This window comes from Litorivivens lipolytica (assembly GCF_014191715.1).
Taxonomy (GTDB): domain Bacteria; phylum Pseudomonadota; class Gammaproteobacteria; order Pseudomonadales; family Spongiibacteraceae; genus Litorivivens; species Litorivivens lipolytica.
On sequence record NZ_JACHWY010000001.1, the window covers coordinates 942831 to 959091 of the forward strand.

The 16261-nt window shown below is 52.7% G+C and carries 14 protein-coding genes and 1 tRNA gene; 8 read left to right on the top strand and 7 right to left on the bottom strand.

Going from position 1 to position 16261, the window contains the following annotated elements; translation table 11 throughout:
* Positions 1 to 5 precede the first annotated feature (5 nt).
* Positions 6 to 2030 carry an excinuclease ABC subunit UvrB gene (gene uvrB / locus FHR99_RS04370; RefSeq protein WP_183409315.1) on the bottom strand — a complete coding sequence of 675 codons (2025 nt, stop codon included), beginning with the start codon at positions 2028 to 2030 and terminating at the stop codon, positions 6 to 8.
* Positions 2031 to 2177: 147 nt separating this feature from the next.
* Here uvrB and FHR99_RS04375 point away from each other — a divergent pair.
* Positions 2178 to 2253: transfer RNA gene (locus FHR99_RS04375), tRNA-Asn, on the top strand.
* 80 nt (positions 2254 to 2333) lie between these two features.
* On the opposite strand, the gene FHR99_RS04380 is transcribed toward FHR99_RS04375, so the two are convergent.
* Positions 2334 to 2747: a hypothetical protein gene (locus FHR99_RS04380; protein ID WP_183409316.1), complete on the bottom strand. Its 414-nt coding sequence runs from the start codon at positions 2745 to 2747 to the stop codon at positions 2334 to 2336.
* Positions 2748 to 3212: 465 nt separating this feature from the next.
* Here FHR99_RS04380 and FHR99_RS04385 point away from each other — a divergent pair, with 465 nt between their 5' ends.
* Together FHR99_RS04385 and FHR99_RS04390 are read left to right on the top strand one after the other, a co-directional pair.
* Positions 3213 to 5000, top strand: a complete 1788-nt coding sequence (locus tag FHR99_RS04385; RefSeq protein ID WP_183409317.1) for a WG repeat-containing protein — start codon at positions 3213 to 3215, stop codon at positions 4998 to 5000.
* Between the two features lie 182 nt (positions 5001 to 5182).
* The gene (locus FHR99_RS04390; RefSeq protein ID WP_183409318.1) at positions 5183 to 6049 is read left to right on the top strand and encodes a hypothetical protein; all 867 of its coding nucleotides are present in this window, start codon (positions 5183 to 5185) and stop codon (positions 6047 to 6049) included.
* Position 6050: 1 nt separating this feature from the next.
* On the opposite strand, the gene FHR99_RS04395 is transcribed toward FHR99_RS04390, so the two are convergent.
* Positions 6051 to 6803, bottom strand: coding sequence for a glutathione S-transferase family protein (locus tag FHR99_RS04395; protein ID WP_183409319.1), 753 nt, complete (start codon positions 6801 to 6803; stop codon positions 6051 to 6053).
* 134 nt (positions 6804 to 6937) lie between these two features.
* On the opposite strand from FHR99_RS04395, the gene nhaC reads away from it, so the two are divergent.
* Positions 6938 to 8386 (top strand): Na+/H+ antiporter NhaC, encoded by a 1449-nt coding sequence (nhaC, locus tag FHR99_RS04400; protein ID WP_183409320.1) that lies wholly within the window; start codon positions 6938 to 6940, stop codon positions 8384 to 8386.
* A 3-nt stretch (positions 8387 to 8389) separates the two neighbouring features.
* On the opposite strand, the gene FHR99_RS04405 is transcribed toward nhaC, so the two are convergent.
* Complete coding sequence (locus tag FHR99_RS04405) at positions 8390 to 9853, bottom strand: M20 family peptidase (protein ID WP_183409321.1); 1464 nt, start codon at positions 9851 to 9853, stop codon at positions 8390 to 8392.
* Between the two features lie 24 nt (positions 9854 to 9877).
* Complete coding sequence (locus tag FHR99_RS04410) at positions 9878 to 12409, bottom strand: TonB-dependent receptor (protein ID WP_183409322.1); 2532 nt, start codon at positions 12407 to 12409, stop codon at positions 9878 to 9880.
* Positions 12410 to 12750: 341 nt separating this feature from the next.
* Here FHR99_RS04410 and FHR99_RS04415 point away from each other — a divergent pair, with 341 nt between their 5' ends.
* Both FHR99_RS04415 and FHR99_RS04420 read left to right on the top strand, forming a co-directional pair.
* Complete coding sequence (locus tag FHR99_RS04415) at positions 12751 to 13200, top strand: hypothetical protein (RefSeq protein WP_183409323.1); 450 nt, start codon at positions 12751 to 12753, stop codon at positions 13198 to 13200.
* Positions 13201 to 13290: 90 nt separating this feature from the next.
* Entirely contained in the window at positions 13291 to 13782 is a 492-nt protein-coding gene (locus FHR99_RS04420; protein WP_183409324.1) for a response regulator, read from the top strand.
* Here FHR99_RS04420 and FHR99_RS04425 read toward each other — a convergent pair.
* Positions 13774 to 14091, bottom strand: a complete 318-nt coding sequence (locus FHR99_RS04425; protein WP_183409325.1) for a DMT family transporter — start codon at positions 14089 to 14091, stop codon at positions 13774 to 13776. The two genes, FHR99_RS04420 and FHR99_RS04425, sit on opposite strands and share 9 nt — an antisense overlap.
* 147 nt (positions 14092 to 14238) lie before the next feature.
* Here FHR99_RS04425 and FHR99_RS04430 point away from each other — a divergent pair, with 147 nt between their 5' ends.
* Entirely contained in the window at positions 14239 to 14874 is a 636-nt protein-coding gene (locus FHR99_RS04430; protein ID WP_183409326.1) for a TetR/AcrR family transcriptional regulator, read from the top strand.
* 7 nt (positions 14875 to 14881) lie between these two features.
* Here FHR99_RS04430 and FHR99_RS04435 read toward each other — a convergent pair whose 3' ends face one another.
* Positions 14882 to 15472, bottom strand: coding sequence for a superoxide dismutase (locus FHR99_RS04435; RefSeq protein WP_183409327.1), 591 nt, complete (start codon positions 15470 to 15472; stop codon positions 14882 to 14884).
* A 222-nt stretch (positions 15473 to 15694) separates the two neighbouring features.
* On the opposite strand from FHR99_RS04435, the gene FHR99_RS04440 reads away from it, so the two are divergent.
* On the top strand, positions 15695 to 16129 hold the full coding sequence (locus FHR99_RS04440; protein WP_183409328.1) for a PaaI family thioesterase: 435 nt from the start codon (positions 15695 to 15697) through the stop codon (positions 16127 to 16129).
* Positions 16130 to 16261: the final 132 nt, after the last annotated feature.

Sequence of the window (16261 nt, forward strand, 5' to 3'; positions counted from 1 at the left end):
TCTATTTATTCAACAAACAGATCGCGCTTAATATCCGCCAATCGATCCCGAACCCGCGCAGCCTCTTCAAACTCCAGATTCTTGGCGTGCTCGGCCATTTGCTGCTCCAGATTCTTGAGCATTTTGGAGAGTTCAGCCGGTTTCATGGACTTCACATCAACTGCATAATCCCCACCGGGCTCCGCCGCCTTGCGAGCACCGCCCTTGCGACCGCGCTTGCTACCGGGCGCGAAGGCCCCCTCCAGTATATCCGCAACGGCTTTTTTCACACCGGCAGGCGTTATGTTGTGCTCTTTGTTAAAGGCCACCTGCTTCTCGCGACGGCGATTAGTCTCACTTATGGCCCGCTCCATGGAGCCTGTCATCACATCGGCATAGAGAATCGCCTTACCGTTGAGATTTCGAGCCGCCCTACCAATAGTCTGAATCAAAGACCGCTCAGAGCGCAGGAAACCTTCCTTGTCCGCATCCAGTATCGCGACCAGCGACACCTCAGGCATGTCCAGACCTTCTCTCAGCAGGTTAATCCCCACCAACACATCAAATTCACCTAAACGCAGATCGCGAATGATTTCGACACGCTCAACGGTATCAATATCTGAATGCAAGTAGCGCACCCGAATACCATTCTCGCCAAGGTACTCGGTCAAATCCTCTGCCATGCGCTTGGTTAGCGTGGTGACCAGCACCCGCTCCTCTGCAGCAACCCGCAGATTGATTTCAGACATCAAATCATCCACCTGCGTCGCTGCGGGTCGGATTTCCACCTCAGGATCCACCAGCCCCGTGGGCCGCACCACCTGCTCCACCACCCGCGCTGCGTGCTCAGCCTCATAGGGGCCAGGTGTTGCCGATACAAATATGGCCTGTGGGATCAAGCGCTCCCACTCCTCAAACCTCAGGGGCCGGTTATCCAGTGCCGAGGGCAGCCGAAAGCCGTAGTCCACTAGCGTTTCCTTTCGCGAGCGATCGCCCTTGTACATGGCTCCTATCTGTGGAATCCCCACGTGAGACTCGTCGACAACAACCAGCGCATTGTGCGGCAGGTAATCAAACAAGGTCGGCGGCGCCTCCCCCGGCTCCCGCCCGGACAGATAGCGCGAGTAGTTCTCAATGCCAGTGCAATAGCCCAGCTCGCGGATCATCTCCATATCGAACTTGGTGCGCTGCTCCAAACGCTGGGCCTCCAGAAGCTTGTCGTTGTTGCGCAGAACTTCCAATCGCTCTTTTAGCTCTTCTTCAATCTGATCGACCGCTTTCAGCAGCGTATCGCGCGGTGTTACATAGTGACTCTTCGGGAAAACGGTATAACGAGGCAGCTTGCCTAGCGACTCCCCCGTCAGCGGATCAAACAGCGTAATGCTTTCAATCTCATCATCGAACAACTCAACCCGCACCGCGTCTTTTTCAGATTCTGCCGGGAAAATATCTATTACATCCCCCCGCACACGGTAGGTCGCCCGCTGAAAAGCCACATCATTGCGGGTGTACTGCAACTCCGCGAGCCGGCGTAGCAACTTGCGCTGATCAATCTGCTCGCCCCGATCTAGGTGCAATACCATCTTGAAGTATTGCTCGGGGTCACCCAGACCATAAATGGCCGACACCGTCGCCACAATCAGCGCATCCTCGCGCTCCATCAGTGCCTTGGTGGCAGAAAGACGCATTTGCTCAATATGATCGTTAACCGACGCGTCCTTCTCTATATAGGTATCGGACGAAGGAACGTAAGCCTCTGGCTGGTAATAATCGTAGTAAGAGACGAAATACTCGACCGAGTTATTGGGGAAGAACTCTTTAAACTCGCCATAGAGCTGGGCCGCGAGGGTCTTATTGGGCGCCATGACAATGGTCGGCCGCTGAATCGCCTCAATAACATTGGCAATGGTGAAGGTTTTACCTGAACCGGTGACACCCAGCAGGGTCTGCGAATGCAGCCCCGCATTGATCCCCTCCACCAGCTGCTCAATAGCTTTTGGCTGGTCTCCGGCGGGCTCAAACTTGGATGAAACCGTGAAAGATTTGCTCATATTTTCAACAGCATAAAGAGAAATATGGTACTACCCCGCCACCGCCTTGGCCAATTGCCATAAATCTGGAAAAAACGGCTTTCAAGCGGTTGACGATGTAAAAAAAGGCCTTTAATATGCGCCACCTCTCCTGACGGAGAGCACCAATCCGCCTTAGCTCAGTTGGTAGAGCAAATGACTGTTAATCATTGGGTCGCTGGTTCGAGCCCAGCAGGCGGAGCCAAACAAAGAAAAGGGCTACATCGAAAGGTGTAGCCCTTTTTTGTGCAATTTCGCGTGGCCACCTGACGGCTGCGCCTGCTTTTATTGCGTTCCGCAAATCTTTCCACGCCGCTCATCGCCAGTCACCAGCCACTGCCCAGCACTATACTCCAGAAAAGGGCAGGCGTTCGCATGAATAAACCGCTCATCCTGTTTAATGAGCCACGCATTCTGAATTGATAGGTCCCCCGCCTTCATCTTGATAATTTCGCCATCACTCCACGGCATACCATTGGCAACGGAGCTGACTATCCGCATCAATAGATGCCAATCTCCAAGCCTGCCGAGGTAGTGAAGATCTCGTGAACCGATTTGTTCAAGTTTAACTTCAGGATAATAAGCAATATCGGAGAGCCGCAGATAAGCGCCCAAACTGCCGGACGCTTGAACGCGCCCCACGACCAGAGCGGCAAGCATAAGGCCGATACAGCAGCCCGCACGAAACAAGGTTTTCACAGTCATCCCCGGCGCTTCTCTCTTTCTGTAAGATTAGTCATGTGTTTTCAGCTGAGTTTATCAACATCACCACCTTTGCTAGGATTTAATATATCACCCACCAAAAAGCGGATTAAAAGGTTGCTCTCTCGTAGCATCATCACACTCATAGTGACATCCGTCGCGACTCTCTCTCATGGTGGCGCCGGTAGCCCCTGCTCTTACGCAATATTCAAAGACGACGGCACAATCACTGGACTAAAGGGAGAGCACATCACACTCCAGCTGCACGCTTTGCAAAAACGGATCGAGCTCTCGAAATCTGCTTTATACCAGCAAGGCTATACTCCGAATTTAGGGGCGAAAATCCCACTGAAGATAAAACTAATCGAGCGTGGTGCATGCACACCGTTGATTGCACACCCCTCCCCTAACAACCGCAGTCATCTCGAGTAATATAAGACAACAAAGGAGACTACACCCGCAATGTCTTACCGACAAAGCCTATACTCCCTAATCCTGACGCTCCTTATTGTCATAACTCCGTTATCGCTTGCAGCAGCCCCTTATGAAATAGGCGGCAGACTCAATATTGAAGGTTTTCGTGTCTTTGTCAGCGACAAGGGCTTTGGCGAGGATTTTGCTGACGTTAATCTCCACATGGCGACAAAAGTCTGGACCCTGCTTGGGGAGCCCGTACAGATGTGCACCGGTTGGTGGGAGCTAAACGCTCTCAATGTTGAAGGGCAGCGATTTACGATGCGAGAGCTACCCACTGAAGTCGCGAACGCCATACGTATATGGGGTGGTGAATTCTGGCTTCCCTTCGACAGCAAGCAAAATACAGGCTTTGATTACATAAAGTGTGACCCAGGGTCGTTCTGGGGGCCCGGGGTAAAAAAAGCCTCATTTAATGTCCCGGAGAGCCGTGGTTGGGATAAGCAGTTCTACACTTTTTCGATGGCCACAGGCTATGCTCTTAAATCGGCCACACCTCGCTCATCTGACTACGCGAAAAATATATTGAAACGCGGCCAAGCCCTATTCCGCGATGAGCTTTACGGCAGCGACACGGTAAAAATCGAAGGTTTGCGCTTGGATATAGGGGCCGTATACCGCTGGCTTAACGAATATCGGGAAGCAAGCATACAAGAGCAAGAGCAATCGGTGAGCAAAAATCAAGAATCAGCCCCTGATGACTTCGATGCTCTTTTCAAGCAGGTTGATCAAGCAAAATCGTTAAAGACTACAAAGCGTGAACACTCAGGGAAAAGCACTCAGCGGCAGAGAGTTGCCGACGCAATGACAAGGTCTAGGGATAACTATGAAAAACGCATTGCATCCCGCGATTGCGGAAAGATTCCTTCCGACAGCAAGGCGTATAATAATCTTTTTACATTTATTCAAACGCAGAGGCGAGGACACCAGGATTGCAGCAAAGAAGAACTCCGGCCTTCCCGGGGAAGCAACAACCTCGTGGGCTTTAAAGATGCAGCTGGTAACTGGGCTATTCAGCCGCGATTTACACGGGTGCGACCTTTCAGCGAAGGCCTAGCAGCAGCATTGGAATATCCCTGTCGACACAAACAGTACAGCTTTAGTGATACACCTTACTGTTACTGGGGCTACATTGATCGAACAGGACACTGGCAGATACCACCTCGCTTTCTGGAGGCTTATCCCTTCATTGATGGCCTAGCGATAGCAAGGCAACCTTTTGCTATTACCAAGGACTATCGGTACCGATATCCCTACACAATCCGCGCGTCGAACCGTGGGCAACAAAACGGATGGAGTGGCACTCGGCCGCAACCTCTGTATGGGATTATAGCAAAATCCGGAAAATGGCACGTACCTCCAACCTATACCGACGTGTCGGCTCAATCAAGACATGCAAGACGCTTTGGCCGTTGGTTTGGTAAGTGCCCTAACAATATTAGTGGAGACGACGGTGGCTATTGTGAGATTGAACGTAACGGCGTCGTTGCATTTATGCCCCTTGGACCTTACAGCCAGATAAAATTAATGGAGCGCGGCTACCTATTTTCGGACAAATTTGAAGATAGCGACTTTGGAGCCATTGTATCGATGTGCCAAAAGATGGGCCTTAAAACCTTTATTCCGGTACATGAGTATAAGATACAACGCGAACTCAATATCTCCGAACTTCCGTCGAACGACAAGCGATGGCAGCATTATCGGAGCGACAGAATCTCCCCTATCACTGGCGAATACGGAAGCTATCTAAAACAAGTACTGTGCACTTGGGAATAAAATTCATGACTAACCTGACAACAAGCGCAACCAAAACGACTCTCAGCAGAATCGTCTGCGCACTTACACAGACCACTCGGTTAGCTATCGCTAGTTTACTCATACTCGTCGTATCTGGCTGTTCAAGCTATCCAAGGCATGAGTCTCAAACAGAACATATCGACGTTCGCAGTGAGCGCGTCTTGAGCGACAAACAGTCTGTCTACTTTCGCATTGAGGGAAAACCAACTATTTCAGGCCGACCTAGCGAAGCCTCTTTCATCGAGACCATCCTTGGAGAGAGTGAAGATTTTTATATCGTTGAGTACGACTACGTCAAAGTCAAAGAGCGAACCCATTACCCCGGTAAGCTCTATATTGGTCTAAACCCTCTAATCTTCTGGATTTGTTTTTTAGATAGGCATATGCCCGACGTTTGCTACGGGAGTACTAGCGACTGGGAATACCGTCACGAAAAGCGAAACATTCGAGAACTGTCAGACGAAACAAGGGATTGGGTCGCCCCTAAAACTCCAGGCGAGTATAGCTATACTTGGGTAGCGAAGGATGAGTTCGGCAGCGAGATAGCACGTACTGAGGAAGTATCCTTGTCTACGATTGCACGTAGCGGGACAAGCGCATTCAAAATTCCTTTCCGCGCCCCGTTGGAATCTCTACCCTTGCGCCCCCAAGCAGTTGAACTATTGATCACTCGCAGGCAAAACAATGGCAGTCAGTTGACTCTGAAGGCACCATATGACGAAAACTGGGTAGCGGCGCTGGAACTAGACGCTATCCAGTGGAAGTCCAAACGAGAACAACAGAGAATCTATATGACCTCGCTGCGCAGCGCACTGATCAGCGACGATCATCATACTGCAGTCAAAAACTACGCCGCACTTGAAGCGCTCGAACTGCCACTACCGAACAGTTTTTATTTCCGCTATGCCGAGTCGCTCCGAAAGATCTACGACAGCGTCGGAGCGCGCAAGTACTATCAAACGTATCTGGAGCTGGCAGGCAGCAATGGCGAATATGCAGACATTACCCGTGAGCGGCTCGGAAAATAGGTCAAAACGTCAGCGGCGATTTAATATGCCGCTCAAATATCCTGTCTCGATGCGCCAGCAGAACAGTATCCAGCGCACTAGCAATCGCCTCTGAAGGATGCGAGAACCCCGCTCGCATGCCCTTCGGCATCGGGATCACTTCATGCGGCAAGGGGTTGATCATCACGCCGATAAAGATCGCCGCATAAAAATCCAGCGCGGTCGGCTGATCGCCGAAAAAATACGGCCCGCCCTGCTTTAGTTGTGCGCTGAGTAAATTCAATATCTCTACTGTGCGAGCTTCCGAGCGTTTTACCGCCTCGTCACTGTAGCCATATTTATCGGCCAAACGCTGGAGCACCGGGTTGACGGAGGGACCGCCAGACAGAGCGATAGATTGCAACCGACGATTCCAGCCCAAGCCTTCAACACCGGCAATCTCCCGCAGCAGCCCGAAGTGCTGCACGCGCTGACTTGGGTCTTGCGGTATCAACGCCGGCTCGGGTTCTAGCTCCTCGGCGAGCAAGACCATGCTCTCCCAGAGAATATGCTGGCGGTTATTTGCATCGACAATGACCGGTGCACTGGTTTGCCCTGTCCACTCCCTCAAGGCTCGGTTTTCACCGCCAACCTCCTGCAGAACGGGCGTGTAGCTAATCCCCTTATACGACAGCACCGCCTTGATCGCCTCGCCCCACACACCGGGCGTGCCCGCACATAGTACGAGTCGCAGTCCACCCTGCTCTCGCGCCTGCTCCACACTGATGTATTCCATGAAAGACTCCTCTCACCACCTTATTATTTTCTAAGTTTCAGCTACCAAGGCCGCGCAGGCATCACCCATTCAGGGGAACCTCGCCGCGAGGCGGATGACTGCTATACTGCGCCGAAACCCCACGGCAAGAGACCATGCAGACGCCCGCAAACAGCCCGACGCTTACCCTCGCCCTGCTGCCACTCACACTGCTCCTGATCCTGCTTGGCGTCAATGTCGCTCTGTTTGGTGACAGCGCCATAGAAGGGCCAAATCAAATTGCGTTGATCATTGCTGGCGTTATGGCGGCTCTGATTAGCATTCGACGGGGCGTGGCTTGGTCAGATCTTCAAGACGGCATGTTGAAAGTCGTACATGTTGCACTTACTCCGATTTTAATGCTGCTTTTGATCGGTGCGTTGGCCAGCACCTGGATGATCAGCGGAATCGTCCCCACGCTGATTGTCTTGGGGCTACAACTGGCTGACCCAGCCTGGTTTTATGCCGCAGCGGCTGTCGTCTGCGCCATTGTATCCACTGCCGTTGGCAGCTCGTGGACAACTGCCGCCACCATTGGTGTCGCCATGATGGCTACGGGGCAAGGCTTGGGCATGAGTCTGCCAGTAACAGCAGGTGCGGTTATTTCCGGGGCGTATTTCGGTGACAAACTATCCCCCCTGTCAGATACCACCAACCTCGCTTCCGGGGTATGCGGCGTGGATTTATTTCAACACGTTCGCTATCTGTTTCTCACCACACTGCCGTCATTCGTATTGGCGCTTGGTCTTTTCATCGCGATGGGGCTGACACACAGCGCTGAAGGTCAGATCGCCCAGCCTGCGGAGATGATCAATGCAATTAATCGCAATGTGCATACCTCCGGCTGGCTGCTGCTTGTTCCGGCACTGGTGGTGTTTGCCATTGTCCGCAAAATGCCGGCCTTGCCGTTGATGTTTTTTGCGACGCTGCTCGGCAGTCTGTGTTCACTGCTATTCCAGCGCGAGCTGGTCTATTTGATTGGTGGCTCTGAAGACTGGAGCGGAATTTACCGAGGCTTAATCGCCACCCTCGTAACCGATAACGCTATTTCCACCGGCAATGCTTTTACCGATGATTTGCTGTCCACCTCTGGTATGGCCGGCATGTTAAATACCATCTGGCTGATACTCTGTGCGGTGGTATTTGGCGGCTTAATGGAAGCGTCAGGCTGCCTGACCAGCCTGCTCAATGGTTTGAATCGATTGGTGAAGGGGCCAAGCTCGCTGGTCGCAACAACGTCGGGCACCTGCGGCGTATTGAACCTGACAGCCTCAGAGCAATACCTGACACTGCTGATTGCCGGGCGTATGTACCCGGAGCTTTATGACCAGTACAACTTGAGCCAGAAGAATCTGAGCCGAACACTGGAGGACAGTGGAACAGTAACGTCAGTATTAGTCCCGTGGAATACGTGTGGTGCTTACCACGCGACCGTTCTAGGTATAGGAACGCTGAGCTATCTGCCCTTTTGCTTTTTTAATTTGATCAGCCCACTAATGACGGTACTGGTAATGCGGTTGGGATGGAAGATCGAAACGACCTCCCCCGCTCAAAACGCACAGTAAACCTTACAGCTCGTCGGCCCGCGCAATCAGTGCATAGTACATTTTCACGGCCTCGGTGTAACTTGAAACCGACACGCGCTCATCCGTACCGTGTATGCCTGCGAGCTCGCGTGGACTAACCTCTACCCCCATAAACCGATAGCTATTTTTGGCCACCTCACTGAAATGCCGCGCGTCAGTCGCAGCCATAACAAGACGCGGAGCCACAATTGTCTCCGGGCTTACCTGCCTGACCACATCACTCAGTACCTGAAAGCCCGCACTGGACGTATCAGCAACCGGTGAAGGGTTGCTGCCAAAACCATCATAGGGTGCAATCTTGATCGCCGGATCATCCACAACCTCTTTCACGTAAGCCATCACCGATTCGACGGTATCACCCGGCAGAATCCTGAAGTTTACGACGGCGCTGGCCTTAATCGGCAATACGTTATCGCGCACACTGCCCTGCAGCATGGTAACAGCCGTTGTCGTACGGATGCCGGCATTGGTTGCCGGATTATTTTCCAACACAGTAGTTAGCAAGGGTGAAAACAGCCAGGCATTGGCGAACAACAAACGCTGGAAGAAAGGCTGATCCTCTCCCAGAAAACGCATGAACTCAACGGTATAATCCAGATCTACCGGAAAGGGATGCTGCTCCAAGCGATGCACCGCACGACCAACCCGGCCCGCAGCGGTCTGCATCGGCGGCATGGATGAGTGACCACCGGTACCGCGCGCACTCAGCTTCAAACTGACGTAGCCCTTTTCACCCGGGCCAATCAAGGCAATGCGCTTCTCAACGCCGGGCACCATATCCTTGGCAATCACGCCGCCTTCATCCAGCAGAAAATCGAGCGTTTCACCGCGCTGCTTAAACAGATCGGCAATGGCGACAGCACCGAGATTACCGCCAACTTCTTCGTCGTGCCCAAAGGCCAGATAGATTGTGCGCGGTGGAACAAAGCCTTCCGCCAGGTGGCGCTCTACCGCTTCAAGAATACCAACCACGCCGGCCTTGTCATCAATGGCGCCTCGCCCCCAGATATAGCCATCCGCAACGGTGCCCGCATAGGGTGGATAGGTCCATTCCTCTTCCGTCCCGGGAATAACCGGAACCACATCCTGATGCGACAACAAGATAATCGGGTTACGCGAAGTATCCTGCCCTTGCCAACGAAACAGCAGTGTTGCTTCATTGATCACTTCATAAGGAATCTGTGCAAAGGTTTTTGGAAAGCGCTGTTTCAGGTATTCCTGAAACGCAAAAAACGGCTGCAGGTCGAACTCTCTCGGGTCACCACTGGAAACGGTGGGAAAAGTCAGTGACTTCGCCAAACCCTGCGCCAGATACTGTTCATCCCAACGCCCCAAATCAACGGCGCTTGCCTGCTCATCCAGTACCGGCTTGAATTGTTGAGTACGCACCAGCAATACAACGGCCAGCACCACTAACAACACACCAATCCATTTCAGAAATTTCATAAGAACCTTATTTTCCGAGAGCTATCAGAAGCGATAACTGAATTCCAAGCCAGCCTGGCGCGGCGTACCGGGCACCCGGTTGGCTACGCCGATCACGCTGGTTACCGCGATACCGCCGACAAAATACGGCGCATCTTTAATATTGTCGACAAAGGCCGTAACTGACAGCTGATCATTCACTTCCCAAGCCAAACGCGCGTTGTACAACTCATACTGACTGATAACAGAGCTTTCGTATTCGCCGCTCAGATAATCGGTGCCGATAAAAATCTCATCGGAATAGTAGTACTGCAGCTGCGGCGAAATAATGCCGAGGTCGGAGAACCAGTCGTAGCGCACAACCAGTCCGCGCACGTTCTGCGGCACTTGCGGAAAAGCTTCACCACTGCGATCCACCACCGCAAACCCATCGGCGGTATTGGTACCCAAGCTGTATTCCACCAGGTCACCATCGGTGTAACCAGCATTGGCATTAATCGTAAAATCACCGAGCAAGGCCGTTAGCTCCAGCTCGAAACCGTCGACCACGGCTTCACCGGCGTTACCGGTAAACTGAATCACTTCGGTCGCAGTCGCGCCTCGCTCGTAAAGCGCGACTTGCAGGTCGGTGTAATCCATCTGGAAGACAGCAACGTTAAAGCGCACGCGCGAATCAAGCGCATCGAGTTTAAAACCCAGCTCCTTATTAGTTACCAGCTCCGGCTCAAACTGCTGAATATTGGCGGAAGTCTGAGTGTTGCGAATATCGAGACCACCGGACTTAAAGCCTTTTGAGATCGTGCCATAGACAATAAAACTGTCGAGATTTAAGGCTTCCAGCGTATCGTCTGTCGCCAGATAGGTCAGGGTCAGGTTGGGCGTAACCTCGGAGAAACGGGTATCGCCAACCAATGGCTCAGCAAATACCAACGGAACTTGAGGCGCCTGATAGGCGAAGTATTGCTGCAGGGATACCGGCGAATAAATGCCGTCTTGATAGTGAGCGACCGGCTGCACGATCGCGGGGTCACTGCCTATCTGCGCATTCAGGCGATTGCCGTATTCAACGTAATCGGGTGTGATCTGCGTGTGCTCGCTACTGCGTTCTTCTTCCGTATAACGGACACCCAGCGTCACTTGAAACCAACTCGCCATATCCCAGCTGGCTTGCGCGAAAACCGCTTTGGTTTTGTTTTCGTAGTTGGCATTCTGGGCGGCATTGGCCTGTACCGGCAGCACGGAGTTATTCGGCAAAGGAATACCCAGATCAACAGCCGCATCAGGGCCAACCGCGACCAGACCGTTGTCACCCACGTCGGTGCCATCAAGTGTATCGTCCAGAGTTTCACGCGCGAAAAATGCACCAAAGGTGTAGTTGAGGGTTTCATCCCATGCACTGCCGTTAAACTTCAGCTCTTGTGTAAATTGCGTGCGCTGCTGATCAGGTGTGCTCAAACCAGCGCCATCAAATACCTGCCGACCGGCGTCGGGACCGACCGCAACGATATGAATGCCGGTACCGTCGGAGTCACCACTAATCGCAATATTGTCTTGCAAGGCATAGCTACTGATACTTTCTACATCCATGCCCCACATCGGCCAGCGCAGTGTCAGGGCAGCCATATGGTTGTCTATGGCATAACGGGCATCTTCGTCGTTCTGCGACACTTTAAAATCACCGGCCAACGAATCGCTGAGGTCACAAGCCTCTTTCAGGTTACTGCCATTGGCATCGCGGTATATGCCCTTGGTTAGAATGGCACCACTGTTCTGGAACTTACAGTTGTAGGGCGAGCCGCGCTCATCAATGCGACTGAGAAAGCCAAACAAATCCACTTCGAGGGTTTCTGTTGCGTACCAGAGCATTCGCCCCGACACCGCCATACGATCCTGGTCAAACAAGGCATTGTCAGCATTTACGTTGTCGATGGAACCATCACTGCGCTTGGCATTGATCGCGAGTCGCAATGCCAGATCATCCGTCAGGGGAATATTGGAACTCAGCTTGGCATTTTTGCGGCCATGGCTGCCGAGCGTCATCTTGGCGGCGAGCTCAAACTCGTCAGAGTGGGGCTTTTTGGAATCCACCAGAATCGCACCACCGATATTATTCTTGCCGAACAGTGTGCCCTGGGGCCCACGCAGTACCTGGATATTTTCGACATCGACCGCATCCAGCAACTGGGCGTCCGAACGCGGCACGTAAACGCCGTTCAAGTACATCCCCACACCCGGATCCAGTACCGGGTTACCGCTGCGCTGTCCGATACCTCGAATAAAAATGGCCGGCGCCTTGTAATTGGTCTGGGAGAACTGAAGGCTAGGCGCCAGAGTCTCGACGTCTTCAATATCGCTGATACCCAGCCGCTCTAGCGTTTCCGAGCCCACGGCAGAAACCGCAATCGGCGTATCCTGAAGATTTTCGGCCCGGCGGCGAGCGGTCACCACGACCTCCTCCAGCACACCGCGGCTTTCCGATTGAGCCGCGACAGGCGCGCTCTGGGTTATAGAGCCCGCCAGCACCAAGGGAACAGTGAGCAGGGACAGTGGCGAGCGTAGAAGCGTGATTCGCGACATAATTCTCTCGTTATTTGTTAACTATGAACACATTATCCAGATTTATCGTATTCAGACCAAACATTCGAGAGGATTTTCGAACCCCAGATCACCTTAAGATCACGGCACAGCCCCTTGTTTCTGCTCTTTATTCCGCTATTTCCATTTCCTTCAAACACCCCAAAGAAGCAAATCTTATAGCGGTAATTACGTATTTATGCTTAAATTTTGATCGATTTCAGCACAACAATTAAGCAATTCAAAAGATGTGTGTCGTTATGCGCAAATATAGCTCCCTTCCTCCCGCCGCACTTTTCGCAACCAACTGCACTCAAGTTGTACCGCTGGTAAAGGGGCGTGATTTGCGTCTGGCACTTAGTCGCTACCGCGTCCCGCCTTCAGTGCTTGCTCTTATAGCCAATCTTTCTCCTTTGGAGATGGAACAGGCGCTTAACCAACGGAGGCTAACGGGAACGACGCTGCACTGGTATCAGCGAATGCGCCATTACGAACACACATTGGGGCAAACTATCGACGACAATCTGCGACGTTTTGGGAAATTCGTTCTCCCCCGCTACTTGTCAGATCGACACATGGCCATGTACGCCCCCGATTCCTGGGCAATTTTGCCCTCTGCGCGGATTGCCAGCGGTGTTAGCAAGTGGGTGTGCTCTCAACTAGATGGTGCCGACAGATGCCGAATCAAAACCTACGATTTTAATCAGTTGCATTACGATCACTGGCTGGAAGAAAACCAGCTGGATCACGGCGCCGACGTGTTAGACTTCTGGTCTGCCGATAAGAGCAGCTGAGACAGTCTTAGGTACTATTACGTAAACCCTTTTTGCCCAATTTCTGCTTCAATATAGGCTCAACACGGGCACAACCGGAGGCGGGTTTTCGTGAAAGGTGGAGAGCAGAAGAGCCTAAACGTTCTTATTGCTGACGATGATCCAAGCGACGTATTTATTGTCTCGCGAGGCTTGTCCGAATTCAGTCACAAATGCAATTTGTTTGACGCGAAAGACGGAGAACAATTGCTGATGATGCTCGGTATTGACCCGAGTACAGGCCGCCCCAGCACTCCCAATCCGAAACTGCCCAAGCTTGATCTCATTTTGATCGATTTGTTCATGCCGAAGATCTATGGCCTGCAAGTCCTGAAAATGATCAAACGAGACCGGCGCTACCAGCAAACCCCCTGCGTGATCATGTCGACCAACCTGTCAGATTATGACCGCAGTCAGGCAGAAGGCATGGGCGCTGCCGGCGCAATTCAGAAACCGGCAACCTTGAGTGATTTCCGCGCAGCCATTCGCTCCGTTGAATTTTCACTGATTTTCAACCTGGACCCAGAGCCCATCCAGTCAAGCCAGAATCATCGCTTAAGCTGAAGTCAGCTTCAGCCCGACAATACCCAGCACCACACAGATCAGCGACACAATTCGGATCAGCCCCATGGGCTCACCGAACCACACGACACCCGCGACAACCGCTCCACAGGCCCCTATCCCGACCCATACCGTATAAGCCGTACCCACGGGCAAATACCGCATGGCCACTTCCAGTAGCACAACACTCACTACCATTGCTGCAACAGTGACCAGTGTAAGCCACGGCCGCGCTGCGCCAATACCGGTTTTCAGGCCAAGAACCCAGATGATTTCACTGACACCCGCCAGCAATAGAATAAGCCACGCCATGATCAATCCGTGCGGGGCCGTCCCCAATGAAGATACAACGCGCGGTCGTCCGCTCGAGGTGTTTTGACAGGACGGTCAGTATAGCAAAGTGCGCTTGTGAGGCCTGTGATTTTCCGCTACCGTTCAGCCAAACTGATAAGAGCTGCCATGAGTACGCCACGAGAATCCAACGACACACGCAAGCGTATCCTGCTGGCCGCTCGCCAACAGTTCGCTCGCAATGGTTACGCCGGCACACGGCTGGACGATATAGCCGAAGATGTCGGCATACGTCGCCCTTCCCTGTTCCATCATTTCAAAGACAAACCCACGCTGTACCAAGCGGTCTGGCAACAGGCCATGGAAGAGCAGGACGAACAGCTTACGCCCTATTTCGAACAACCCGGCACACATCCGGTTGAATTGCTGCATTTAGCGACGGATGCCTGGGTGGACTACGCCTTCAGTAACCCGGATTTCGTCTATCTCTCGCTCTTTGCCGTGGCATCGGGACAGAGCAAGGAAATGCCGCCCAAAACGGCCGTACAAACGCTGGATCGCTGGCAAAAATTGATAGAAAGAGGTATTCGAGAAGGCGCGTTTAACCCGGTGCCGCTGGTTGACTGCATGTCACTGATTGCAGGCATGACCAGCTTTTATCTGGCCACGCCAAACAACAAGGTGCCACAACTGGTGCAATCCTACACCGGCGACCGGGTATTGTTTGCGAATCGTTTGAAGCAACTGCTGTCTACCCTGCTGGTCAAACCGCAGGGTGACAACGTGCTGCCTTTCCGGCGCTGATCAGTGATCAGCTGGCCTTGCGTAGGTTTTCTGCAACAAAGTCCCAGTTAACCAGCTCCCAGAACGCCGCCAGATACTCCGGACGGGCATTGCGGTAATCGATGTAGTAAGCGTGTTCCCACACATCCACCGTTAACAGCGGCGTCACGCCCTTGTGGGCAACCGGCGTATCGGCGTCGTCGGTATTCACTACGCCCAGCTTGCCATCCTCAAATTTCACCAGCCAGGTCCAACCTGAAGCGAAATTGCCTTTTGCCGATTCATCGAAAGTTTCACGAAAGCTTTTGAATTCGCCAAATTGCTTGTTAATTGCCTCCAGCAATTCTCCGCTCGGCTCTCCACCACCCTCAGGGCTCAGACCCTGCCAGTAGAAATTGTGGTTCCACACCTGCGCCGCCTGATTAAACAACTTGCCCTCTGAAGACTGGATAATCTCCTCAAGAGATTTATCGGCATCCGCGGTTCCCTCAATCAAACCATTAAGCGTGTCCACATATTTCTGGTGGTGTTTACCATGGTGATAATCCAGCGTTTCCCGCGAAATATGCGGTTCAAGAGCGCGTTTTCCGTAAGGCAATTCCATTAGTTCGAAGGCCATACAACATTCCTCCTATTCCAAAAATTTTCGTCACTGAAAGTGTTATCGTCAGCGAAACATAGTGGCGCCGCGCAGGCCTATGAAAATATTCACAGAACCCAGCCCCATGCCAATTAGTTACGCAGTCAATGCATAATCCGATGGTTTTGTCGCGCGCTCACGTTCTGGCGAGCGACTTGCAGAGCAGGCACAATAGCCGGCACATTTTCAGGAGTAGCGATTATGAGCGAGATACTGGCCGCCGATTTTGACTTGCCCCCGGGCTACCGCCACTGGGCCGGTGACAAGGCTGAAGACAATATCGGCCCCTTTTTCTGCCGCAGCATGGCGCCCAATTCAGACACCGCCCTGCGCCTCACAGAGAAACACTGCAACCTGTTTGGCATCACCCACGGTGGGGTACTGATGGCTTTTGCGGATTACACCCTCTGCTTAGCCGCATTAGAAAACGAAGAACAGGGCTGCTTAACCGTCACCTGCGACAACCAGTTTATCGGCTCCGCCAAGGCGGGAGAGCTGTTGACCGGCCGCGGTGAGCTCATTAGACGCACCCGCAAACTGGCCTTCGTCCGCGCCACCCTTCAGGTCGATGACCGAATCGTGCTCTCCTCCACCGCCACCCTGAAAATGCTGGATCAGCAAGCGCCGGGCACCTGACCCGGCATTTACCTCTGCTGCGCCTACCCTCCCCATTCTCGTCCTTCATTAACAGATTGAAATTGCGCCTGCGTGGTGCTTGTGTAGAATGCTAACAGTGTCAACTCCGAACCTTACTGCCGCGTAATTGTT